Source organism: Sorangium sp. So ce590 (assembly GCF_051521365.1).
In the GTDB taxonomy this organism is placed as follows: Bacteria; Myxococcota_A; Polyangia; order Polyangiales; family Polyangiaceae; genus Sorangium.
In genome coordinates, this window is record NZ_CP150346.1 from 5,119,557 (window position 1) to 5,143,348 (window position 23,792).

General features: G+C 71.8%; 15 protein-coding genes. 6 read left to right on the forward strand and 9 right to left on the reverse strand.

Translation table 11 applies throughout. The features are described from left to right. Window positions 1–188 precede the first annotated feature (188 nt). The 4 genes from WMF28_RS19350 to WMF28_RS19365 all read left to right on the forward strand — a co-directional run bounded on the left by WMF28_RS19350 (window position 189) and on the right by WMF28_RS19365 (window position 9,090). Window positions 189–5,477, forward strand: a complete 5,289-nt coding sequence (locus WMF28_RS19350) for a protein kinase domain-containing protein (protein WP_437603721.1) — start codon at window positions 189–191, stop codon at window positions 5,475–5,477. Window positions 5,478–5,967: 490 nt separating this feature from the next. Next, window positions 5,968–7,701: a Fic family protein gene (locus tag WMF28_RS19355; RefSeq protein ID WP_437603722.1), complete on the forward strand. Its 1,734-nt coding sequence runs from the start codon at window positions 5,968–5,970 to the stop codon at window positions 7,699–7,701. A 121-nt stretch (window positions 7,702–7,822) separates the two neighbouring features. After that, window positions 7,823–8,620 (forward strand): endonuclease III, encoded by a 798-nt coding sequence (gene nth, locus WMF28_RS19360; RefSeq protein ID WP_437603723.1) that lies wholly within the window; start codon window positions 7,823–7,825, stop codon window positions 8,618–8,620. A 236-nt stretch (window positions 8,621–8,856) separates the two neighbouring features. Then, on the forward strand, window positions 8,857–9,090 hold the full coding sequence (locus WMF28_RS19365) for a hypothetical protein (RefSeq protein ID WP_437603724.1): 234 nt from the start codon (window positions 8,857–8,859) through the stop codon (window positions 9,088–9,090). A 126-nt stretch (window positions 9,091–9,216) separates the two neighbouring features. On the opposite strand, the gene meaB is transcribed toward WMF28_RS19365, so the two are convergent. The 3 genes from meaB to WMF28_RS19380 form a co-directional block, all read right to left on the reverse strand. Next, the gene (gene meaB / locus WMF28_RS19370; RefSeq protein WP_437603725.1) at window positions 9,217–10,290 is read right to left on the reverse strand and encodes a methylmalonyl Co-A mutase-associated GTPase MeaB; all 1,074 of its coding nucleotides are present in this window, start codon (window positions 10,288–10,290) and stop codon (window positions 9,217–9,219) included. Between the two features lie 77 nt (window positions 10,291–10,367). Continuing rightward, window positions 10,368–10,640, reverse strand: a complete 273-nt coding sequence (locus WMF28_RS19375) for a hypothetical protein (RefSeq protein WP_437603726.1) — start codon at window positions 10,638–10,640, stop codon at window positions 10,368–10,370. Window positions 10,641–10,757: 117 nt separating this feature from the next. Then, on the reverse strand, window positions 10,758–11,543 hold the full coding sequence (locus WMF28_RS19380; protein WP_437603727.1) for an arginyltransferase: 786 nt from the start codon (window positions 11,541–11,543) through the stop codon (window positions 10,758–10,760). A gap of 394 nt (window positions 11,544–11,937) precedes the next feature. Here WMF28_RS19380 and yhbY point away from each other — a divergent pair, with 394 nt between their 5' ends. Continuing rightward, window positions 11,938–12,240, forward strand: a complete 303-nt coding sequence (yhbY, locus tag WMF28_RS19385) for a ribosome assembly RNA-binding protein YhbY (protein WP_437603728.1) — start codon at window positions 11,938–11,940, stop codon at window positions 12,238–12,240. 53 nt (window positions 12,241–12,293) lie between these two features. Here yhbY and WMF28_RS19390 read toward each other — a convergent pair whose 3' ends face one another. From WMF28_RS19390 to WMF28_RS19410, 5 genes are all read right to left on the reverse strand, one after another. Then, window positions 12,294–16,133 (reverse strand): FAD-dependent oxidoreductase, encoded by a 3,840-nt coding sequence (locus tag WMF28_RS19390; protein ID WP_437603729.1) that lies wholly within the window; start codon window positions 16,131–16,133, stop codon window positions 12,294–12,296. Between the two features lie 287 nt (window positions 16,134–16,420). Beyond that, a complete protein-coding gene (gene accC / locus WMF28_RS19395; RefSeq protein WP_437603730.1) occupies window positions 16,421–17,767 on the reverse strand; it encodes an acetyl-CoA carboxylase biotin carboxylase subunit in 1,347 nt (448 codons plus the stop codon). A 21-nt stretch (window positions 17,768–17,788) separates the two neighbouring features. Then, window positions 17,789–18,313, reverse strand: coding sequence for an acetyl-CoA carboxylase biotin carboxyl carrier protein (gene accB / locus WMF28_RS19400; protein WP_437603731.1), 525 nt, complete (start codon window positions 18,311–18,313; stop codon window positions 17,789–17,791). Window positions 18,314–18,352: 39 nt separating this feature from the next. Further along, the gene (locus WMF28_RS19405) at window positions 18,353–18,820 is read right to left on the reverse strand and encodes a type II 3-dehydroquinate dehydratase (RefSeq protein ID WP_437604279.1); all 468 of its coding nucleotides are present in this window, start codon (window positions 18,818–18,820) and stop codon (window positions 18,353–18,355) included. Beyond that, a complete protein-coding gene (locus WMF28_RS19410) occupies window positions 18,817–19,176 on the reverse strand; it encodes a roadblock/LC7 domain-containing protein (protein ID WP_437581352.1) in 360 nt (119 codons plus the stop codon). Before WMF28_RS19410 ends, WMF28_RS19405 begins: the two co-directional genes overlap by 4 nt. 543 nt (window positions 19,177–19,719) lie before the next feature. Here WMF28_RS19410 and WMF28_RS19415 point away from each other — a divergent pair. Further along, window positions 19,720–21,597 carry an aconitase family protein gene (locus WMF28_RS19415; RefSeq protein WP_437603732.1) on the forward strand — a complete coding sequence of 626 codons (1,878 nt, stop codon included), beginning with the start codon at window positions 19,720–19,722 and terminating at the stop codon, window positions 21,595–21,597. Between the two features lie 102 nt (window positions 21,598–21,699). On the opposite strand, the gene WMF28_RS19420 is transcribed toward WMF28_RS19415, so the two are convergent. Then, a complete protein-coding gene (locus WMF28_RS19420) occupies window positions 21,700–23,781 on the reverse strand; it encodes a hypothetical protein (RefSeq protein ID WP_437603733.1) in 2,082 nt (693 codons plus the stop codon). Window positions 23,782–23,792: the final 11 nt, after the last annotated feature.

Consider the following 23,792-nt stretch of genomic DNA (forward strand, 5'->3'; position numbering starts at 1 on the left):
CCGCGCGGCGCGGAGACAGCGCCCTCATCGAGCACCGCCATGGCCGCGCGCCGCCGGGACGCCGCCCGGACCGGCGATCGTCGGAGGTCGCGTGGAGCCGCCAGCTTCGCTAGCATGACGCACGCCCGGCCGTACGGCAGGTCCGCTGCGCGCGCATGCCGCCACGAGGGCTCGGCCCGAGGAGACCTATGTCCATTGATATCGTCCGAGGCGAGCTCGAGCGCCTCTTCTCGCTAGATGAAATGATGGCCCTGTCGTCCGACCTCCTCGGCCTCAGCCCGTCCGAGATCGGCGGCAACGCCTCCAAGGCCTCCTTCGCACGCGCGCTCACGGACCATTGCGTCGAGGTCGATGCCATCGAGGCGTTGCTCGACGCCATCATCGCCTCACGCGCCGAGGTGGACGCGCGCGTCCGCGCCCTCGGCGCCCAGGGGATCAGCCTGCCCGAGGAGATCGCGCCCGGCGACTCGTTCGGCGACTACATCATCACGAGAAAAATCGGCGAGGGACCGCGAGGGCTGGTCTACGCGGCGACGCGGGGGACCGAGCCGCGGACGCTCAAGGTGCTCCGGCGCGAGGTGACCCGGGACGGCCGGGCGGTGCGCCGGTTCCTGACCCACGTCCGCCTGGTCGCACGGGTGCACCACGAGAGCCTGGCGAGCGACGTCGACGCCGGGCTCGTGGGCGACCGGGCGTTCGTCGCGTACGCGCACGTCGACGGGCTCCCGCTCTCGGCGCGCCTCGCGCGCTCGGGGCCGCTCCACATCAACGAGGCCAAGCCGCTGCTCCGCGGGATCCTGGGCGGGCTCGCCGCGCTCCACGAGCAGCGCCTCGTCCACGGCGCGCTCAAGCTCGAGAACGTGCTCGTCGCCCGCGGCGGCGATGGGCAACCGCTCCCCGTCCTCATCGACGTGGGCGGCGACCGGCTCGGCGCCGGATGGTCCAGCCCGGGGCTCGTCAAGACGGCCAGCCCCGAGCGGCTGCGCGGCGAGGGCGTCGGCCCTGCGAGCGACCTCTACGCCTTCGGCGCGCTGCTCTTCGAGCTCCTCACGGGCAAGCCCGTGTTCGCGGGCGCGGCCGCGGTCGACATCGCCGTCGCGCACCTCACCGAGCCGCCGCCCGCGCCGAGCGCGGTGGCGCCGCGCGGGTGGGTGGGCAAGGACATCGATGAGCTCGCGGGGCGCCTGCTCGCGAAGCCGCAGGACGCCCGGCCGCGGAGCGCGCGCGCGGCGCTCGACGCGCTCGAGTCGCTCGGCGCGCCGCAGCAGCAGGGGGCGACGGTCGACGACGCGCAGCTGAACGCCCTCGTCGACCGGCTGGTCGCGAGCCCGACCGACACCGACCTCGCGCTCGCCGTCGAGGCGACCGTCGCTCGGGGGGCAGACCCGGGGCGGGTCGCCGAGGCGCTCGTGATGGCCTCCGATCAGGTCGACGCGAGCGCGGGCGAGGGCGGCGACCAGGCGGCGGCGAAGCGGCTCCTGCACTGCCGGGCGGCCCGGATCTACGAGAAGGGGAGGCTCCACGACAAGGCCGAGGCCGTCTACGTGCGCCTCCTCGAGCTCGATCCGGGCGACGACATCGCCTTCAGCGCGCTCGAGGAGCTCCGCAAGGCGCTGGGCAAGCACGAGGAGCTCGTGGAGATGCTCCTCCAGCGGAGCGAGCGCGCCGAGAGCGCGGGCGAGCGCGCCAGGGCGCTGAACGAGATCGGGCACCTCTACGTGCGAGAGCTCGACGACAAGGACCAGGGGGTGTTCGCCTTCGCCCAGGCGCTCGTCCAGGACCCCGAGCAGGACGCGTACGCCGTCGACCTGGAGCGCGCGGCCGGCAACGACATGAAGATCTGGTCCGAGGCGCTCCAGATCCTGAGCCAGGCGAGCACCGAGGAGGCGATGGCCGCCGAGCCGAAGATCGCGCTCTTCAACCGGCTCGGGCCCTGGTACGCGGAGAAGCTCGCGCGGGCGGACCTCGGGATCCCGTGCTTCCAGTTCGTGCTCGGGCTCGACCCGGCGAACGAGAAGGCGCTGGAGGGGCTGGCGCAGGTCTACCGCCGCGCCCAGCAGTGGCAGGAGCTCGTCCAGGTGCTGCTCTCGCGGGCCGATCGCGCCGCGACCCCCGGCGAGGCGCGCGATCTCCGCGCCGCGGCGGCCGAGCTCCTCGAGTCGAAGCTGAGCGACGCGGGCCGCGCGCGCGACCTCTACGAGCAGATCTTCACCGAGGACCCTGGCCACACGAAGGCGTGCGACGCGCTGCTCAGGATCTACCGGCGCGTCGAGGACCACGCCGGCTACGCCAAGATCCTCGAGCGGCGCGCGGAGGCGCTGCGGGGCGAGGAGCGCGTCGACACGGTGTGCAAGCTCGCCGAGCTCTACGAGGACCGGCTCGGCGACCTGAACGAGGCGACGCGCCGCTACGAGGCGGCGATCGAGCTCGATCCGACCAGCCTGGCCGCCCTGCGCGGGCTCGATCGCATCTACAGCCGCACCGGGCGCTTCAAGGAGCTGCTCCGGAACCTGGAGCGGCAGATCGACGTCAGCGCGACGCCGCGCCAGAAGATCAACCTCTACGAGCGGATCGCCGGCATCCACGACGAGGAGTTCCTCGACCACGCGAGGGCGGCCGAGGCCCTCGAGGCGATCCTCGGGATCGACGGCGCGCACGAGGGCTCGCTCGCCGCGCTCGGGCGGCACTACCGCGCGCTCGAGCGGTGGGAGGACGTGGTCGCCCTCTACGAGCGGCACCTCGGCATCGTGCCCGACGACAGGCGCCGGGAGGAGCTCCTGCTCGCGATGGGGCGCGTGCTGCTCGATCAGATCGGCTCGCCCGAGCGCGCCAGCAAGGCCTACGAGCGGGTGCTCGCGATCGACCCGCACCACGCCGGGGCGCTCGAGTCGCTGGCGCACGTGCGGGCCGCGACAGGCGACGCCGCGGCGGCGCTGAGCGCGATCGAGTCGCTCGCGGCGTCGGCCAAGACCGCGGAGAGCCGGGGCGATCTCTGGATCCGCGCGGCGAAGATGCTCGAGGAGAAGGGCGATCGCGACGGGGCGATCGAGCGGTACAAGATGGCCCTCGACGCGCAGCCGCAGAACGCGGGCGCGTCATCGGCGCTGCGCGCGGCCTACCTGGCCCGGGGCGACGCGACGAGCGCCGTCGAGCTCATCGCGCGCGAGGCCGAGGTCGCCGAGGGCAACCTCGCCAAGGCCCGCCTCCACGGCGAGATGGCCCTGCTGCTGCGCGAGCGCCTGAAGGACGACGCGCGCGCCGCCGAGGCGGCCACGAGGGCGGTCGACCTCGATCCGACCAGCGTGATGGGGCTCATGATCTCGGGCGATCTCGCGTTCGAGGCCGGCCGGTTCCTCGAGGCGGGGAGGCACTACGAGCTCCTCTCGGGCCGGGTCGACGCCCTGCCGAGGGAGCAGGGGCTCAAGCTGCTCCTCCGCTACGTCGACGCGCTCAGCAAGAGCGGATCGAGCGGCAAGGCGATCGGCACGGTGCAGGCGCTGCTCGCGCTCGCGCCGGACGACCCGGCGGCGCTCTCGCGCGCCGCGAAGGTCAACCTCGACGCGGGCAAGGCCAAGGAGGCCGTGGAGCTCTACGAGCGCCTCATGGAGCGCTTCGGCGCCGGCCTGCCGGAGCGGGAGCGGGCCGAGGCGCTCCTCCGGCTCGGCGAGGCGAGGCTCGCCGCCGGCGACCCGGACGGCGCGGTGGCCCCGCTGAGCGAGGCCGCCGACCTCGTCCCGGAGTCCCCTGCCCCGCTCGCCCTGCTCTCCCGGGTCTTCGAGGCGAAGGAGGACTGGGAAGAGGTCGTGCGCCTCAGGCACCGGCGGCTCGACGTGGTGACCGGCGAGGAGCGGAGCGCGCTCCTGCTCGAGATCGGCGACCTGCTCGCGACGCACCTCCACGACCGGACGCGCGCGGCGAAGAGCTACGTGGCCGCGCTCGACGAGCGCCCGGACGACCGGAAGATCCTCACCAAGCTGATGCAGCTCTACAGCGAGGAGAAGGACTGGTCGAAGCTCATCGACATCGTCCTCAAGCTCGCCGCCAAGATCGACGACAGCCGACAGAAGGCGAAGTACCTGCACGCCGCGGCGATCGTGAGCGCGCGGCAGCTCGGCGATCTCGACCGGGCTGCCCGGTTCTACGACGAGGTGCTGGAGCTCGATCCGTCCCTCACGCGGGCGCTCGCGGAGGCGATCGAGCTCCGCGCCGAGAAGGGTGACCACGAGGAGGTGGAGCGCCTGCTCAAGGTCGAGCTCGACCTGGCCACCGAGGAGAACGACACGGCGAAGATGCTCGAGATGTTCGACCGCCTAGGCGCCCTCTACAAGGACAAGCTCGGCTGGATGAGCGAGGCGATCGACGCCTACGAGGCGGCGCAGACGCTCGATCCGGACAGCGAGGAGCGGAACGAGCTCCTGGCGAACCTCTACGCGAGCAACCCGGCGGAGTACCTGGACAAGGCGGTGGCCGCGCAGCTCCCGATCCTGCGGCGCACCCCCTACAAGCCGGACGCGTACCGGCTGCTGCGGAAGCTGTACACCGAGACGAAGCGGGCCGACGCCGCCTTCTGCCTCTGCCAGGCGCTCTGCTGCCTGAACGCGGCCGAGCCGGACGAGGAGCGCTTCTTCCGGCGGCTGCGCCCGGACACGGCCGCGGCCGCGCAGCAGCCGCTCGACGACCACGCGTGGGCGACCGCGCTCGTCCATCCCGACGCGGATCCGCTCCTGACCGCCATCTTCGGCGTCATCGAGCCGGCCGTGCTGAGGAAGAACGGGCAGCCGCTGGAGGAGCTCGGCTACCAGCTCGCCTACCGGATCGATCTCTCGCGCCACCCCTACCCGATGTCGCAGACGCTGTACTACGCGTCGGGCGTCCTCGGCCTTTCGCCGCCGCTCACGTTCCAGGACCCGAACGACGGCGGCGGCGTCTCGTTCCTTCACGCGCACGTGCCGGCGATCGTGCTCGGCGCCGCGGCGCTCCAGATGGATCTGCCGACCCAGGCCGCCTCGTTCATCGCCGCCCGCCACCTCACCTACTACCGGCCGGGCATGTACCTCCGCCACCTGGTGCCGACGGGCACCGGCCTGCGCGCCTGGCTGTTCGCGGCGATCAAGATGATCTCGCCGACGTTCCCGATCACGAAGGAGCTCGAGGGGCCGGTGAAGGACAACCTGTCGGTCCTGGAGCCCACCATCGTGGGGCCGGCGCGCGATCAGCTGGCGAGCATCGTGACCAAGCTCCTCCAGGGCGGCGCCATCGACCTGAAGCGCTGGGTGTCCGGCATCGACCTGACGGCCGACCGCGCCGGGTTCCTCCTGGCCAACGACCTGGAGCTGGCGCAGGAGATGATCAAGGTGGCCGATGACGCGAGCGCCGCTGTGCCCCAGAAAGAGCGACTCAAGGAGCTCATGCTTTACGCGGTCAGCGAGGAGTATTTCACCGTCCGGCAGCGGCTCGGCATCAACGTCGACAGCTGAGCTCCGGGCGCGGGGCCGTGGCGCGGTCTCGCTCGGTCGCGCGGCGGCGCCGCCCGCGCCCGCCGCGGGCGCTGCCCGGCAGGCGAGCGGGTGGGATGGATCGCCGATGATCCAGATCGAGGATGTCGCTTCTGGTCCACTTCTGCACCGGACTGGTTGACGGATAAATCCCCAAATTGCTAGGCTGCGGGCCGGCATTAGGCCCTTTGGATCGTATGTTAGCTCGCCGCAGCGTGGCAGCGGGCAGCCTGAGCGATTGTGTGAAAGCACGCCCATGGCGGCAAAGAAGACCCGAAAAACTTCGAAAAAAGACCGGAAGAGAGCGACCAAGGCGAGCGCGGTGAGCTCGAGGCGAGCTGCCTCGACGGCGCGAACGCGGAAGGCGAAGCCCGCCGCCCGTTCGGCCGCGCGCAAGCCGAAGCGGAAGGCCGCGTCCTCTCGTCCTGCTGCGCGACGTACCGCTGCCGTGAAGGCGGCAAAGCGCCGGAAGGTGACGACAAAACGGGCGACCGCCCGCAAGTCGGCGGCCCCGGCGCGGCGCAAGGCAACGCGCACACCGGCACGGGCCACCCGGACGGGCGCCAGGAAGAAATCGGCGGCCGCGAAGGCAAAGAAAACGACGCGCGTTGCTGCGAAGCGAGCCAGCGCGTCCAAGGCGAGGAAGACAGCCGCCAAGAAGAAGACGACGAAGGCCACGAAGCCGACGCGCGCCGCCGCCAAGCTCAGGACCACAAAGGCCAGGGCGAAGGCGCGGGCGACGAAGGTCAAGGCGAGGGCGACGAAGGCCAAGGCGACGCGGGCGAAGACGGCGAGGGCCAAGGCTCCGAAGGCCAAAGCGACGCGGGCCAGGGTCGCGAAGCCGAGGGCGGCGAAGACCAAGGCGGCGAAGGCCAGAACCGCGAAGACCAGGGCCGTCGCCGGCCGGACGCGGCGCGCGAAGGCCGCGAAGCCGAAGCTCGCGCGGGTCAAGGCCGCGAAGAAGCCGAAGCTCGCGCGGGTCAAGGCCACGAAGAAGCCGAAGCTCACGCGGGTCAAGGCCACGAAGCCGAGGCTCGCGCGGCGGAAGATCGCGGCGCGCTCCGAGCGGGTGCTGGCAGCACCGGCGGCGGAGCCGACGAAGCTCCGCAAGAAGCTGAGGCTCGACGACAAGCCGAAGCTCAAGGAGAGGCTGAAGCTCAAGGAGAAGCTGAAGCTCAAGGCCGACGTGGAGCAGGCCGCGCCGGTCGAGGCCGAGCGCCCGCGCCGGACGAGCGACAAGCCGCAGCGCACGAGCGACAGGCCGCAGCGCGCGAGCGACAGGCCGCAGCGCGCGAGCGACAGGCCCGCCGCCGAAAAGAAGAGCGGGCGGCCCGGCGCGCTCAAGGGGAAGGTGTCGATCGAGCGTCGTCCGGGCCGCGTCCCGCTCCGGGAGCCCCCGCGGGTGGTCACGCTGCCCCTGCCGATGCTGCCCCCTCCTCGGCGAGCCACCATCGAGGAGCGCAGCGCCATCATCGAGCAGCGGCTGAACGCGCAAACGGAGGAGTTCCGGCGGCGCTACATCGATAGCCTCGATATGTCGTGGATTTACCACGACAGCGCGCTTGAGGGCGTGGTCTACACGTTCGATGAGCTGCGCGCGGCCCTCAACGGCCCGGCGCCGCTCGTGACGGACTCGAGCCTTCAGCCGACATACGATGACATCCGCCGCCACAAGGAGGCCATCGTCTACGTGCGCGAGCAGGGCGCGAACAAGCGGGCGCCGGTCACGCTCGACTGCGTGAGGAAGCTGTACCTGATCCTCCACCCGGAGGAGGGGGATCTCAAGACGGTGAAGTACCGCAAGGACATCCCCCAGCACCGGCTCTACTTCCACGAGTACGCTCCGCCGGACAAGATCGCCTACAAGGTGCGGCAGATCATCGACTGGCTGAGCGATCCTGAGACACGGAAGACGCGCAACGGGATCCGGATCGCGGCGCGCGCGCACTACGATCTGCTGCGGGTCTATCCGTTCCCGAACGACAGCGGCAAGGTCGCGAGGCTGTTCATGAACATGCTGCTGCTCCGCACCGGTCTGCCCCCGTCGATCATCCACTCGACCGAGCGGCAGCGCTACTACGAGGCGCTGAAGGGCTCGGCGACGACGGTGCTGCAGATGGTGCAGGAGTCGGTGGAGAACGCGCTCGCGAGCGTCGAGAAGCTCCTCGATGAGCATGAGACGCGGAAACGCGCCTTCGTCAGCTGAGACAGCGGAGCGCGGCCTCGGGGGGAGCCCCGCCCCGGTCGGACGGGGCGCGCGCCGCCCGCCCGGGGCCGCCGCCGTCCGTCCCGCAGCCCGGAATCAGGGGAAGAGCGGCGCTGCCCCCGTGAAACGGCCCAACGAGGCCGCTCTCGGGGACACGCCCGCGGCGGCGCTCCGCGCGCCGAAGCCCCGGAAGCCGGCCGCGGTCGCCGCCGCGGATCGGCCCGCGCGGCCGGGCGCTTCGCCTCAGGCCACGTTTGCGCGGCTGCGCGCGTTGCACCCGGACGCCCACTGCGAGCTGGATCACAGCTCCTCGTTCGAGCTGCTCGTCGCGACGGTGCTCAGCGCGCAGACGACCGACGTGCTGGTCAACAAGGTGACGCCCCACCTGTTCGGCGCCTATCCCGACGCCCGCGCGCTCGCCGGCGCCGATCCCGCCGAGGTGGCCGCGCTCCTCCGGCGGCTCGGGATGGGCATGTTCAACCAGAAGGCCAGGAACGTCGTGGGGCTCGCACGGGGCCTCGTCGAGCGGCACGGCGGCGAGGTGCCGAGGACGCTGGCGGAGCTCGTGAAGCTGCCCGGCGTCGGACGGAAGACCGCGAATGTGGTGCTCGGCGTCGCCTTCGGGGCGCCGGAGGGCGTCGTGGTCGATACCCACGTGCAGCGCCTGTCGCAGCGGCTCGGGTGGACGAAGAGCGACAAGCCGGAGCAGATCGAGCGCGATCTCGTGGCGCTCTTCCCGCAGCGTGACTGGGATATGCTGTCCCACACACTGATCTTCCACGGCCGCCGGATCTGCTTCGCGAGGAAGCCGGCGTGTGGAGGCTGCGGGATCAACGACGCGTGCCCGAGCGCGTTCCGCGCCGAGAATGTGGGGCGCAAGGCGCCGCGCTCACCACGCCGCGGCGGCGCGCAGGCGTGAGCGCCATCCACGCCGCGCAAGCCGGGTGTCGAGCGCACAGACGGAAGATGGGAGCGCACCAGCGCGGGTCATCGGTCGCCGCTCATCGCTCATCGCTCATCGCTCATCGTGGCTCAACGCATCTACCGTCAGCTGTTTATTGCCCTGACGCTGGAGACGCGGGGTAAGCTGGGCCCATGAAGGCCTTGCACCTGACCCTCGCCCTAGCCTGCCTTTTCACCACCGCGTGCGGCCGCGTGGAAAGCGATCTCTGCGACTACAAGTGTGACTGCGAGGGATGCAACGACCGCGAGTACGGCGATTGCCTCGATCGCTACGATATCCGGTACGAAGACGCAGACCGCCACGACTGTGTCGACCGCTACGACGAGCTCGTCGCGTGCGAGGACCATACCGGGATTTGCCGCGACTATAAGTGGGGTACGTCCTGCAAGAAGGAGAACGACGCGCTGAAAAAGTGCGTGGACTAGCTCCGCGCATCAGCAACCCCTGGCGGGATCTCTGACGCATGGAACCAGGCGCTGTCGGACGGCCTGCTGCGGAGGCCGCAGGAGCGCCGTCTCCGGCACCGGTGGCCCTGTGCGCTCGCCGCCGGCTCAGGGCCCGTCGCCCACCGCAACGGCGCCGCCGGGCGTGAGAGCTCCGGTGCGGCGGAACGCCTCGACGAGCCGCTCCGACGCCGTGTAGGGGTCGACCTCGCGCCGCGCGACGGCATGCACCGCCGCGTCGAGCGCGGGCCCGAGCACGGCGACCGCGGCGTCGGTGAGCGCGTCGCGGAGCTGCACGTGCATCGCCTCACGCAGGCGCTCTTCGCGGCGCGCGGCGCCCGCCTCGGTCCCGAACAGCCACGCCCGGTGCCCCTCCAGCCTGTCCACGAGCGCCGCCACGCCCTCGTTCCGCGTGGCCACGGTCCGCGCGATCTCGGGCTCCCACGGCCCCTCGGTCGGCGAGCCGCCCGGAGCCGCCCCGACAACGCGGGCGTGGTGCGCCGCGGCGCTGTGCCCGCGCGCCCGCCCCGACGCGCTCGCCACCTCGCCGCCGAGCGCGATCATGAGCTCCAGATCGCGCACCGCGGCGTCGGCGCCGTCCCGATCGGCCTTGTTCACGGCGAAGACGTCGGCGCACTCCAGGATGCCCGCCTTGATCGCCTGCACCTCGTCGCCCATCCCCGGCGCGACAACGACCAGGGTGGTGTGCGCCATGCGCGTGATCTCGAGCTCGTCCTGCCCTACCCCGACGGTCTCGACCAGCACGACGTCGGCGCCCCACGCGTCGAGCACCCGCGCGATGTCCACCGCCGAGCGCGACAGCCCGCCGAGCGCGCCCCGCGTCGCCAGCGACCGGATGAACACGTCGGGATCGCCGAAATGCGCCTGCATGCGGATGCGATCGCCGAGGATGGCGCCGCCGGTGAACGGGCTCGTGGGATCGATCGCCACCACGGCGACCCGGCGATCCTGCTTCCGGAACACGCTGATCAGCCGGTCGGTGAGCGTGCTCTTCCCTGCCCCCGGGTTGCCGGTCACGCCGAGGACCCAGGCCCGGCCGGTGTGGGGGAAGAGATCCTTCAGGATCGCGGCATAGTCGCCGGCGCGATCGTCGGCGAGCCGGCAGGCCCGCGCCGTCGCGCGCGTGTCGCGGGCGAGGACCTTCTCTGCGATCGGATGCACGCGAGCGGTCTAGGCCCGGCGGTACGGGGACACAACCGGGCCGCGGGCGGCGCGGCCCCGGCCTCTCTGCCTACACCCTACGCTGCCCCGCCGCCGCCGCCCGCCCCGCCGCCGGCCTGACCGCCGTCACCACCGCCGCCCGCCCCGCCGCCCGCCCCGCCGCCGGCCTGACCGCCGTCACCGGATGGCTCCCCGCCGGCCCCGCCCTCGCCGCTCGTCGACGAGCCTGCGCCCCCGGCGCCGCCCGCGGCGTCGCCACGGTCGACGATCGGCCTTGTCTGGCCGCACGCAAGGGCGAGCAGGGCGGAGAGCACAGCGCAGGAGGCGAACGCGAGCGCGCGATTCCACATGGGCGCGTTCTTGAAACGGGGCGCCCCCGAAGTCCAGCCGCGCGCTCACGTCAGGGCGCCGTGGGCGCGAGCTGGTCGATGCGCCCCCGGCCCAGCCGCGCGCTCACGTCAGGGACGTCAGGGCGCCGGCCGGTCGAAGCGCCGCCAGCGGCCATCGATGAGCCGCTCGTGCGGCAGGTACTGGGACTTGTAGACAAGCTGCGAGCACCTCTCGACGTAGAGGCCGAGGTACAGGTACCGCAGGCCCCAGGTGCGGCACAGCTCGAGCTGCTTCAGGATCGAGAAGACACCGGGGCTCAGCGGCTCGAGCTCGGGATCGTAAAAGGAGTAGACCGCCGACAGCGACTCCAGCCCGCGATCGACGATGGCGACCCCGACGAGGCGACCGCCGACGCGGTAGCGCATCTCGAACGTCTCGCAGCAGCTGTCCACGAGGAACGCCTCGTAACCCGCGGCGCCGAGCGGGACGTCGTCGCGCATGAGCCCCCTGCCGTGCTTGTGCAGGTTGTACAGCGCGACCCTCTCCCGCGTGGTCACGGGCGGGCCAATCTCGACGTCGACAACCTCCTCGCCACGGCGGAGCACCCGGCGCTGCGTGCGGCCGGGGACGAAGTCGCGCACGACGATCCTGATCGGCTCGCACGCGCGGCACGAGGGGCACTGGGTGCGGTAGAGCAGCTTGCCGTGGCGGCGGTTGCCCGCGACCAGCCTCCGGTCGAACTCCGCGCGCGTGAGCGGACGGATGGGCACGCGGAGCGGCATCCGCGCCTCGACCTCGGGGAGGTACGGGCAAGGGCTCACCTCATCGTGGACCGTGAGCTCTAGCGGGCCGGCCACCTCGTCCAGCCGAGGGAGCTCGACGTCCGACCCCGATGACGCATCTCGCTCGCTCGATGAGCCCATATCGCTGTCGATCCGAGCGCTCGAGACCCCGTCGACACGCCGGCCGATACATCCAGGGGATGCCCGTTGTGCGGTCACGTCAAGCAAAACCCAGAGCGGCCCGGGGCCGCCTGGAGATCCCGCCCGCTTGCACAGCGCCGGAATTCACCACCGACATGTGCGCATTCACATGTATTTGCATGAATTTGCATGCATTTACATACAATAACGCTCGTACACTCACCTCGTCCCTCTCGCCCTGCGCTCCGATCCGGACAGGCTGTGCGCGGAGTCCGCGCGGCGCGCCCTTTTCCCTTGGCCCGGAGGCCGGTATGACCCGGCGCGCGCCCGCGAGGAGAGGTCGGTCCGGTGAAGGGCCCGCCTCGCGCGAGCGACTCAAGAAAGGCCGAACGCTTTGGATCTCACAGGAAAACAGCGCCGCCATCTCCGGGCGCTGGCGCATCACCTCGACCCGATCGTGCAGCTCGGCAAGGCCGGGCTGACCGACGGGGTCGTCGCGGCCGTCGACGCCGCCCTGGAGCGGCACGAGCTCGTGAAGGTACGCCTGGGCACCGAGTGCCCGGACGATCAGGGCGAGGTCGCCGGCTCCCTCTCCGAGCGGCTCCGCGCCGAGGTGGCGCAGACCCTCGGCCGGACGATCCTGCTCTACCGGCGCCACCCCAAGCAGCCGAAGATCAAGCTGCCCGCAGGCGACTGACCGCGAGCCGTAGCTCAGGGGGCGCCCCGGATCGCCGGGGCGCCCGGGCCACGTCACACGTGCCGGAGCGCGGGGCGCTCGGCCAGCAGCTGATCGAGCCAGGCGTTCGAGAGCTTCTCCTGCACCGTGTTGGCCCGGAGCCTCGCGGCAAGGTTCTTGAAGTCGACGTGGTCGATGAGCTGGTCCTGGTTGAAGCACGAGAAGACCATCGTCTCCTTGCCCGTCTCCGGATCCACGTGGCGCTGGAGGCACTGCGCGCAGACCTCCTTCATCATGCACTGCATCGGCGAGTTGATGCTCGCGATGCCGACGTGCTTCGGATCCAGGTGCGGCGCCAGCACGCCGTGCCGCGCCTCGCGCACGGCGTTCATCATCTTGTCCGAGCCGATCGCGATGATGCGCCGGACCTCCGAGAGGCTCGCCAGCTCGCCGCCGAGCTGGCGCTCCGCGTAGGCCCGCATCGCCTGGACGATGTTGCCGCGGAAATGGCGGTCCGTCGCGCGCCGCGGGGCGATCTCCGCGCCGCTGTCCGTGCACCAGACGACCTGATCGGTCGCCACCTCGATGTCGTCCTGCTTGAAGAGATCCTCGCCCCGCCGGTAGCCGGCGAAGTAGATCACGCGGTCACCGCGCGCCTTCAGCGCCTTCGCGATCGAGAACAGCACGGCGTTGCCGAGCCCGCCGCCGGCGAGCAGCACCGTCTCCCCCTCGGGGAGGTCCGTCGGCGTCCCGGTCGGCCCCATCACGACGACCTCCTCGCCCGGGCGCAGCGCGGCGAGCAGCCGGGACGAGGCGCCCATCTCGAGCGCGATGAGCGAGAGCAGCCCCTTCTCCTTGTCGACCCACGCGCCCGTGAGCGCGAGCCCCTCCATCGCGAGCCGCGTGCCGCGGACCACCGGCGAGCTCACCTCGTAGTTCTGCAGCCGGTAGAACTGCCCGGGCTCGAACTTCCGCGCCGCCGCGGGCGCGCGCACGACCACCTCGATGATCGTCGGCGTGAGCCGCTCGACGCGCTCGACAACCGCGACGAGATCGTGATCGAGGCGGGCGAACAGGTCGCGCCGCCGCGCGTCGCGCGCCGCCTGCGGCTCCTCGCCGAGCCGGGCGATGTCGCGCCGGAACAGCGCGACGACGGACGGGTACGCGTCCTTGGCGCTCGCCATCGCCTTCACGACGCTCCCCGCGTAGTGCGGGTGGTTGTCGCCGTAGAAGCTCACCGCGTGCTCGCCGTCGTTGTAGCTCGTGAAGAAGCCCTCCCTCGGCTTGGCCGGCTCGACCTTGAGCGCGCCGCCCTCGTCGACGTACGCGCGGTGCGGCTGGAAGAACTGCCGCCACTTGTCGAACACGAACGAGCCCGGGCGCTCCTTCTCGTAGGTCACGTTGGGGCTCGTCCCGGCCGCCACGCACACGGTGCGGGCAGGGATCGAGACCGTCTGCCCCGCGCTCCGCCACTTGCCGTCCACGACCTCCTGGCGATCGAACACGAGCGAGGACACGCACCCGCGCTCGTCGAGCACCGCCTCGATCGGGGCGAGGTTCTCGACGTAACGGATGCCCTCCTCGAGCGACTTGGCGACCTCCTCGTGGTTCAGCCGGTAGGCCGGCGAGTCGATGAGCCGCTTCCGGTAGACCAGCGAGACGCCGCCCCACGCGTCGATCAGCCCCTGGAACCGCGGCGGCCGCCCCTCGCGCGCGGCGCGGGCGCGCTCGTCGCGGATCTCCTCGGCGTGGCGCCGCTGCTCGACAAGGAAATCCCGCTCCTCCTCGTCGAACATCGCGAGGACCGAGGCCTCGCCGCGCTCCGCGACGAGCGCGTCGAGCCGGTCAGCCGTCTTCTCGGCCTGCACGATGTAGTAGGCCGCGAGCTCGGTCGCGGTGTCGATCGCCGTGAGGCCGCCGCCGATCACCACCGCGGGCAGCCGCACCTGCAGGTTCGCGAGCGCCGAGCGCTTGTAGGCGCCGGCCAGCTGCAGCGCCATCAGGAAGTCCGAGGCCTTGCGGATGCCGCGCGCGAGGTTGTTCTTGAGCGGGATGATCGTCGGCCGCCCCGCGCCCGCCGCGATCGCGACGTGGTGGAACCCGAGCCGGAAGGCGTCGTCGAGATCGATCGTGCCACCGAACCGCACGCCGCCGTGGATCCGGAGCAGGCGCTGCCGGGCGAGCGTGACGTAGAGGACGGTGAGGAAGTTCTTGTCCCACCGCACCGTGATCCCGTACTCGCTCACCCCGCCGAAGCCGAGGAGGACGCGCTCGTCGAGCTCGGTGTAGAGCCGCTTAAAATCCCTGACCGGCCGCGGCGGGCGCGTCTCGTCGCCCGTGAGCTCGACCGGCAGCGGCTCGATCTTCAGCCCGTCGATCGACACGCACGCGAAGCCCTGCCGGGTGAGGTGGTGCGACAGGGTGTAGCCGGCCGGGCCGAGGCCCACGACGAGCACGTTCTTGCCGTTGTACGGGAGCGCGTGCGGCCGCAGCGCGTCGAGCGGGTTCCACCGCGTGAGCAGCCCGTAGATCTCGAGGCCCCACGGGAGCGACAGCACGTCCGTGAGCGCCGCGGTCTCGATCTGCGGGATGTCCACCGGATCCTGCTTCTGAAAGACGCACGCCTTCATGCAGTCGTTGCAGATGCGGTGCCCGGTGCCGGGGCACATCGGGTTGTCGATGCAGACGAGCGCGAGCGCGGCGATCGACTCGCCCCGCCCGCGCATCGTGTGCATCTCGCTGATCTTCTCTTCGAGCGGGCAGCCGTGGAGCTCGACGCCGAGCGGGTTCGACTTGATCGCGCCGGTCTTGTTGTCGCGCAGGCCCTTCGAGCACGAGTCCTTGTCGCGATCGTGGCAGAGAAGGCAGTAGTCGACCTGGCTCTCGACCTCGCGGGGTCCCGCCCGCCGGTCGGTCAGCGCGAAGCCGTCGCGCTCCCTCCGCTCGTGCTCCGGCCCGACGAGGAGCTCGGCCGAGCCCGGGCCGTCGCCCGCGCCCTTCTTGTGCAGCTGGACGAGCGCCTGGTAGTCGAGCGTGCGCGGCGCCTTGAGCGTCGGCCAGCGCCGCGCCGGATCGTGCTCGTCCGCGCGGCGCGCCGCGAGCCACGCCTCGACGGCGTCGAGCGCGAACGAGACGACCGCCGCGTCCTCGGCCTCCGTCGGCTCCGCGCCCGCGACCGAGACCGCCTGCGCCACGCGCTCCGCGAGCGCCGGGTCCTCCCGCAGCGCCGCGCGCGCCTTCGCCGCCCGCCCGCGGAGCTCGTCCGTCCACTTCGCGCCGCCGGCCTTGGCGGCCTTGCGCGCGATCTCGTCGACCTCGATCAGCGCGAGCGCCGCGCGCGCGATCGCGAGCTCCTCGGCGGCGGAGCCGCTGTCGAGCGCGCTCGCCGGCGCGCCCATGGCCACGAGCGACCGCCGCGCCGCGTGCGCCGCCTCGACGTGCGTGCCCTGCCACGCCTTCCCCGGGCTCGGCTTGAACAGCCGCTTCTTGGAGAACTCGCGCTTGAAGTCCCAGAGCGCGCCGCGCTCGAGGGTCGCGTCGATCTGCGCCTGGGTCTCCCGCTCGACGCGGAAGAGCGTGGCCACGAAGCGGCCGACGTACGGCGCCGCCGCGAGCAGCGCCTCGGAGACCTGCTCCGGGGTGAGCGCGGTCCGGACCGCGTCGCCCCCCGCGGCGCCGGAGGCCCCCGCCGGCTCGGCGCGCAGGGCGGCCCGGTACGCGTCGAAGCGCGCGAAGGCGCCCTCGTCCGACGCATGGAAATACTCTTCGAAGCGCTCCGTCAGCTCGGCGAGCTTCGCAGGGTCGAAGAGGTCGGCGTAACCGAAACCAGGGATTCCGAGCTCGAGCTCGGAAGCATCGGAGGTGGCCTGCACCCACGCAGAGAAGTCACCCTGCACTCCAGCGTTCGCTTCCATACCCGCGGCAAATGCTTTCTATTTCAAGGGGTTTGCTCCCTCGGCGAGGGCGCGTTCACCCGATCCCGAGAGCGACATAAAGTAGCACCGGGCGGTACCGCCGACCTGTCTCACGGACAACATTCATCGCGCCCGCGCCGCGCTCGCCGACGCGAGCGCGCATTCGTTGCGCGTTCGCCGCGTGCGCCGCGCTCGCCGACGCGAGCGCGCATTCGTTGCGCGCTCGCCGCGTTCGCCACGCTCCCCGCGCTCGCCGCGCCGGCGAGGCGAACGCAGGGGCGTCGCGGTCAGAAGCCCTGCGAGACGACGCGCTCGATCGTGTGGGTCGAGATGTTGCCCGCGATGACGTCGGGATCTCGCAGCAGCGCCTGGTGCAGCGGGATGTTCGTGCGGATGCCGCCGATGATGAACTCGTCGAGCGCGCACCGGAGCCTGGCGATCGCCTCGGCCCGGTTCGCGCCGTGCGCGATCACCTTGGCGACCAGCGAGTCGTAGGCGCTCGGGACGCGGAAGCCGCCGTACACGCCGGAGTCGACGCGGATCCCGACGCCGCCGGGGGAGTGGTACTCGGTGATGAGCCCGGGCCACGGCACGAACGAGCGAGGATCCTCGGCGTTGACCCGGCACTCGATGGCGTGGCCGCGGAAGCTCCAGGGTCGCGTGTCGGGCAGCGTGAGGCGCTCGCCGGCGGCGGCGAGGATCTGCTGCGCGACCAGATCGACGCCGGTCACCATCTCGGTGACCGGGTGCTCGACCTGCACGCGGGTGTTCATCTCCATGAAGTAGAGATCGCCGCGGTCATCCATCAGGAACTCGAGCGTGCCGAGGCCCGTGTAGCCGGTCTCGAGGACCGCGGCCCGGATGATGTCGCCCATCCTGGAGCGCTTCTCGTTGTCCATCGCCGGGCTGGGCGACTCCTCCATCACCTTCTGGTGCCGGCGCTGGAGCGAGCACTCGCGCTCGCCGAGCGTCCACACGCCCCCGTGCTGATCCGCGAGCACCTGGAACTCGATGTGGCGCGGCGCCTCGACGTAGCGCTCGAGGTAGACGTCCGGGTTCTTGAAGCCGTTCATGGCCTCCTGCGTCGCGATCTCGAACGAGCGCTGCACCTCGCCGTCGTGGCGGACGATGCGCATGCCCCTGCCGCCGCCGCCCCCGGAGGCCTTCAGGATCACCGGATAGCCGACGCGCTCGGCCTGCTCGCTCGCGTCCTCCGCGCTCGTGAGCACGCCGGTGCCGCTGAGCATCGGGATGCCGAAGCGCTTGGCGACCGCGCGCGCGGACACCTTGTCGCCCCAGGTCCGCATCGCCTCGGCGGTCGGCCCGATGAAGGTGAGCCGGCACTTCTTGCAGAGCTCGGCGAACTTCGGGTTCTCCGAGAGGAACCCGTAGCCCGGGTGGATCGCGTCGGCGCCCGTGACCTCGGCGGCGGCGATGATCTGCGGGATGTTGAGGTAGCTCTTCGACGCGTCGGCCGGGCCGACGCACACGGCCTCGTCCGCGAACCGGACGTGCAGCGCCGCGGCGTCCACCTCGGAGTGGATCGCGACCGAGCGGATGCCGAGCAGGCGGCAAGCGCGGATGACACGCATCGCGATCTCGCCGCGATTGGCGATCAGGATCTTCTGGAACACGGCACCCTCGCCCCGGCAGCGCTAGCTGCCCCGGACCTTGAAGAGACGCTGCCCGAACTCGACCGGCTTGCCGTTGTCGACGAGGATCTCGACGATCGTGCCGGGGGAATCCGCCTCGATCTCGTTCATCAGCTTCATCGCCTCGATGATGCACAGCGCCTGACCCACGCGGATCGCGCTCCCGATATCGACGAAGGGCGGCGCGTCAGGAGACGGCGAGCGGTAGAACGTGCCGACGAACGGCGAGGTGACGTACGAGATCCCCTCGTCGCTCGCCGCGTCGGGCGCCGCCGGCGGCAGCGCCGCAGCAGGCGCGGCCGCCGGCGCGAGCTGCGCGGCGGGCGCCGCGGCCGGCGCGCTCTGGAGATGGTACGCGACCGGCGCGAGCGGTGGCGCCCCGCCCTGCGGCACGAGGCCCCCGCGCGTCAGCCGGATGCGAACGTGTTCGTCCTCGAACTCGAAGTCGCTCACGTTGCGCTTCTCTAGGAGGCGCACCAGCGCCCGCAACTGCTTGAGGTTGATGTTCATGGAAGGACGTTCGGCCATCGATGTTTGCCGCCTTTCAACCAGAGTGACGGCGCATGTTCAACCTCTTTCGTCCGATCGCAGCTTCTCCAGGTGCCCGAGCAGCCCGAGCAGCCCGAGCACGTACGAGCTCGGACCGAAGCCCGCGACGCGCGCCATGCACGCAGGCGCGATGCGGGAGCGGCGGCGGAACGGCTCGCGAGCGTCCGGGTTGGAGATGTGCACCTCGACGGTCGGAAGCGCGCACGCGCGGATCGCGTCGTAGAGCGCGATGGAGGTGTGCGTGTAGGCACCGGCGTTGAGGAGGATGCCGTGGAAGCCGCGATCGCCGGCGTGGCTGATCGCGGTCACGAGCTCCCCCTCGCAGTTCGATTGCATGCACGACACCGTGGCGCCGTGGGCCCGAGCGGCCTCCTCGACGGCGCCGTGGATATCATCCAGCGTGGCCGTGCCGTAGATCGCTGGCTCGCGCTTGCCCAGCCGATCGAGGTTCGGCCCCGAGATGACCGAGATCCTGAAGCTGCTCAGACGAGCTCCTTCAGCAGCACCGGCACCTTGGTGCGCAAGAGGTACCGGGCCTTGCCGATGTTCGCGTCGGGCGTCATCGAGAAGGCCACGAAGTACGAGTTGTTCACGACGCGGATCAGCGTGGTGACCTTCTCCGCCTGGATCGCGATCTCGGCGGCGTTGCCCGCGTCGAGCATCTCGGCGGCGCGCTGGATCGACTTCAACACGACGCTGAACTCCGCGCCGATGGTGGTGATGTCGAACGCGGCCCCGGGCTTGGAGTAGCTGTCGACCGCGATCCCCTCGAAATCCATGAGAAGGGTCGCGATGCCGCCCTCGGTGTTCTCTACGACTTCCTTCAGCACGGCCTGGAACATGCGCCGAGACTACCCAAGCGCGGCACGATCGGGAAAACAAACGAACGGGACCCGCCGTCACGCGCCTCGGCCCGGGCGGCCGGCGCCCACCCGCGCCGGCCGCCCGGCAGCGCGCGCCCAGCGGTGAAGAGGGAGGAAACGGAGAGGAGGGAGGAAACGGACAGCCCGCGGAGACGCAGCCGAGCCACCGCGCGCAACACCGCGAAAGCGCGCGCCGTCCGCCCGGCAGCGCGGCGAAGCGCGCTGATATAACGATGAACGGCGAGCGCGCTTTGCCTCTTGCATCCTGGTCCCAGCCGGGCGATTCCCGCCCCAGGGGACCCGCTCCAAAGCACGCCTTGACCCTTGTCCCGGCGAGCGGCTAACGTGCGGCCGTTCTTTCGCCTCGCGGCAAGGCCGTGGGCGGATCCCGCCGGAGCATCTCACCGGCGGGACGACGTGAAACGTGGTCGGAGCGGCGTACGCCGCACCCGCCAGCTCATCAAGAAAAACAAGGACGGCCCAACATCTATGCGTGCGCGAGCCGGGGATCCCCCCCGCACGATGCCCCAGAAGATCCTCGCCGGGCGGGCGACGGATCCTCAGCTGCGGGGTGATCTCGTTCAGGTCAAGGTCGATCAGGTAATCCTCTCCCGGGCGCCATCGCGCGCGCTGGCCGAGGCCATCGCCACGGGCATGAAGAAGACGCCGGTCGAAGTCGCCGTCGCCTACGACGGCACCTGCGTGGCCGACGCGAGCTCGCTCGCGGACACCGACGAGGGGAGCCCGCACTCGGTGTCGCCCGAGTTCCCGACCTACAATATCCCGATCGCGCGGCCCGGCATCGGCTTCCCCGCCCCCGTGCACCTCGAGCGCTTCGCCGCGCCGGCGCGGCTCGCCCTCACCGACGACCCGCGCCTCGCGACGGTCGGCGGCATCGGCATGCTGTCGCTCGTCGTCTCGCCGAGCCAGCTCGGGCAGGCGCTCGCCACGGGCTCGGCCTGGCTCCGGCCGCCGCGGAGCGTCCAGATCCACCTCTCGGGCCGGGTGCGGCCGTTCGTGTGCGCGCGGGACGTCGCCCTCGAGCTGCTCCGCAGGAACCTCGACGAGGTCGTGCGGCGCATCGAGGGCGAGCACCACGCGCCGGTGATCCTCGAGTTCGCCGGGCCGAGCGCGCGGCTCCTCTCGGTGGGCGACCGCGCGGTGCTCTGCGGCATCGCGCCGCAGGTGGGCGCGGCGGCGGCGCTGTTCGTGAGCGACGAGAAGACGGAGGTCTTCCTCCGCGATCAGCGCAGATCGAAGGCCCACCGGGCGCTCGTCCCGGATCCGGGCGCGCCCTGCGAGGAGGTCGTCTCGATCGACCTCGGCACGGTCGACCCTCTGCTGATGGACGAGGAGGGCGTGGTCCGGCCGGTCCGCGATCTCGCCGGCAAGCCGGTGGCGCAGGTCGTCCTCGGGGGCGACTCGGGCGTGACGTTGCGCGACATGCTCGCGGCGGCGCTGCTGCTCAAGTCGAAGCGCGTCCCGTCGCGGCTCGATCTGCTCGTCGCGCCGCCGTCGCGGCAGGTGCTCGAGGTGCTCGCGCAGTCGGGGGCGCTTGTCGATCTCGTGGCGACGGGCGCGCGGATCATCGAGCCGGACAGGCGCGTCGTGACCTCGGAGATCTACCCGCCGCCGCCCGGCGGCCTGTCGCTGCGCACCGCCGATCCGGAGCCGCGCATCGCCGGGGCGCCGTCGTTCGTCGTGGCCTCGGCCGAGACGCTGGCCTACGCCGTGGCCACGGGCTCGGTCGGCGATCCGCGGTCGTTCAAGCGGCCGGTGCGGGTGACCGTGCCGCGGGCGCTGCCGACCGACGACGTGCTGATCCTCCGCGACAAGAAGGGCGAGCAGGTGAGCACGAAGAAGCCGCCGCCGGCGCCCGCGGCGGTGCCCTGGAATGGGCCGCTGACGCTCGACGTGCTCGCGGGCGTGCCGAAGGCGAACGGGCGCGCGGCGGTCGGGGTGCGCGGGCGCAAAGCCCCTGGCCCGGTCGAGCCGGCCGCGCCTGTCGTCGACGACGACAGGGCGCCGGCCGAGAGCGCGGCGGCCGGCGGGGTGGCGCTCGTCCTGTCGACGCTCGACGAGGTGCGGGCGGTCGCCGAGCGCGCGACCGATCTGTCGGCGGTGCGCGCGGTGGTCGCGCCCTTCGTGCCGAGCACCGCGGTGTCGGCGTTCGCGAGCGAGGGGATCGCCACGTTCCTCGTCGGCGCGGAGGCGCTCGGCAGCATCAAGGGGCAGAAGAGCGTGGAGCTCCCCGCCCCCGCCCAGTGGGGCGATCGCGTCGCGGCCGTCTTCGACGGCGAGCGCGTCGAGGTGGCCTGGCTCGCGACGGGCATGGAGCGGAGCTGGACCCACGCCGGCACCGTGCGGCAGCCGCTCATCGCGAGCAAACCAGCGCGGTAGCGGGGCGAGCGCGCCCCGCTTCCGGTGGGGATGCAGGGCATCCTCACCGGAAGCGGGGCGCGGAGCCTCCCCGCCGGGAACCGGGGAACGAGAGCTCGGCGTTCAGGGCGCCGCGCGCACCGGGGCGAGCGGGGCGAGGAGCTTGATCTCGTTCGTGAGATCGCGGAAGCGGATCTGCTGCTCGTTGATCTGCATCTCGAGCACGATGACGCGCTTCGTGATCTCGTCGAGGCGCGCCGACGCCTTCGCGAGCCGGTCGGTGAGATCGCGGCGGAGCTCGTCGGCGGTCCTGTTCTTCTCGATCGCACGGAGGTTCTGCCGGAGCTCGTGGCTCTGCTGCTGGAGGCGCTCCTGCTCCGCGATCAGCTTGTCGCGCTCGTCGATGGCGGGGCGCAGCTTGCCCCGGACGTCCCAGGCATGGCCGAGCTGCTTCGCCACGGTCGCGTCTGCGCGCGGGTCCTTCAGGTAGGCCTGCACCGCGTCGTCGGCGAGCTGGCTGAGCCAGTCGATCTGCTGCCGGAAGAGCCGTCGCTCGTCCACGTCCAGCACCGCCGTCCCCCGCCGCGGCACGTCGATCGGCACGAGCGCGCTGCCCGTGCCGACGTTGTCTTCGGTGCCCTTCGGGGGCGCGTGCAGGCGCGTCCCGTGCAAGCGGGGGTGCTTCACGAGCGTCCTCGCCGCGAGATCGCCGCCGTTGCGGACGGCGTACTTGGTGTGCGTCACCCAGTCGCGCTCGATCTCGAGCGCGCCGCCCTCGATCTTCGCGATGCGCGCGCCCTCCGCGCTCTCCTCGCGCGCCGTGTCGACGGCGAGGCCCCGCTCCAGCGCGAACGGCACCGTCGTCGTGGCCCCCGGCGGCAGCGGCTCGACCATGCCCTGGCCGAGGAACGAGCCGTTCTCGAAGACCGCGATGGGGCCGCGCTCGAGGAGCCCCTTCGTGTCGTTCGTGAAGCGCGCCACCCGGAACGGGTGGGAGCTCGACGCGGGCACGCCGCCGTCGGGCGCGAACAGGAAGATCGACTCGCCGGGCACCTGCTTCGCGAGGAGCAGGACCATCGTCGCGCTCCGGTCGGGGATGTCGACCGGGAACGGGATGTCGTACCGCGTCGTGCCCGCCTCCATCGCGACCGCGGCGAGGGCGCTCATGTTGCGCGGCGGCGACGGGTTCATCATGGCCTTGCTGTCCATGGCCGCCGGATCGTCGGCGAACACCGCCCCTCCCCGCTGCGGCCCCGCGGCGCCAGGCGCGCCGCCGTAAGCCCGCTTCGCCGCCGGCCTTGTGGGCATCTTGGCCGTCGCGGCCCCTGTCCTGCCGGCGGCGACGCCCTCCTCGGCATCGAATGCGTACTCGTGGGCGGCCTCTACCTCCGCCTGCGGCGCAACCGGCGCCGGCATGGACGGCGGCGGAGGCGGCGCGGGCTGCGCGGCCTCGGTGGCCAGCGTGGTCTCGCTCGTCGGCACGGACGCGATCACCTCGCCCTGGTCGCTGACGATGGGGCGCGGCGGGATCGCCGCCCGGTCGAGCGTCGCCTGGAAGGCGAGCGGCGCGCCCGCCACGAGCGACAGCTTCACGCCATTCCAGTCCTCGCCCGAGAGGTTCTGCACGATGCCCCACGCCTGGAGGTGCGCCTGCTTCGACGTGGCGCGCGGGTCCACGCTCGCGGCGCCCGGAGCCCCGATCGCGCCCATCACGAGCCGGTAGGAGGGGCGCCACACCGGCGTCTCGGCCACGTAGCCGACCACGAGGTCGTGCTCGCGCCCGTCGAGCGTCAGCTTCACCTTCTCGAGCTCGTCCCGCTTCTTCTTCGCCGCCGTCGCGCCCTTGTCCCCGGGCGGCGGCGCGACCGTCACCTCGGGCCCGGGCGCCGCCGGTGCGTCGTCCTCGTCCGAGCCGTCGTCGACCTCGACCGGGAACGACGCGCTCCGGACGCTGCTGCCGCCGGCCTCGATGACCGCGAGCGTCGCGAGGAAGTCGCCGACCTTCTCCTTGCGCACGCGGAAGGTCACCTGATCGGCGTCGATGATCCCCCGGCGCTCGAAGTACGCGACGCCGTTCCTGTAGATGACCACGCGGCGGAGCGCGAGCCCCGAGGCGTCCACATCGGGGACGCGCGCGCAGCCGGCGAGCAGAGAGAGAGCGAAGAGCAGGCCGGAGCCCGCTCGCGCGACGTCGTACCGTCTCATGATGTCCGTGG

Excerpts from the sequence above, each read along its gene's own strand:
- WMF28_RS19350 (WP_437603721.1), top strand. The coding sequence starts at position 189 with ATGTCCATTGATATCGTCCGAGGCGAGCTCGAGCGCCTCTTCTCGCTA.
- WMF28_RS19375 (WP_437603726.1), bottom strand. The coding sequence starts at position 10,640 with ATGTGGAATCGCGCGCTCGCGTTCGCCTCCTGCGCTGTGCTCTCCGCC.
- WMF28_RS19380 (WP_437603727.1), bottom strand. The coding sequence starts at position 11,543 with ATGGGCTCATCGAGCGAGCGAGATGCGTCATCGGGGTCGGACGTCGAG.
- WMF28_RS19390 (WP_437603729.1), bottom strand. The coding sequence starts at position 16,133 with ATGGAAGCGAACGCTGGAGTGCAGGGTGACTTCTCTGCGTGGGTGCAG.
- accB (WP_437603731.1), bottom strand. The coding sequence starts at position 18,313 with ATGGCCGAACGTCCTTCCATGAACATCAACCTCAAGCAGTTGCGGGCG.
- WMF28_RS19410 (WP_437581352.1), bottom strand. The coding sequence starts at position 19,176 with ATGTTCCAGGCCGTGCTGAAGGAAGTCGTAGAGAACACCGAGGGCGGC.
- WMF28_RS19415 (WP_437603732.1), top strand. The coding sequence starts at position 19,720 with ATGCCCCAGAAGATCCTCGCCGGGCGGGCGACGGATCCTCAGCTGCGG.
- WMF28_RS19420 (WP_437603733.1), bottom strand. The coding sequence starts at position 23,781 with ATGAGACGGTACGACGTCGCGCGAGCGGGCTCCGGCCTGCTCTTCGCT.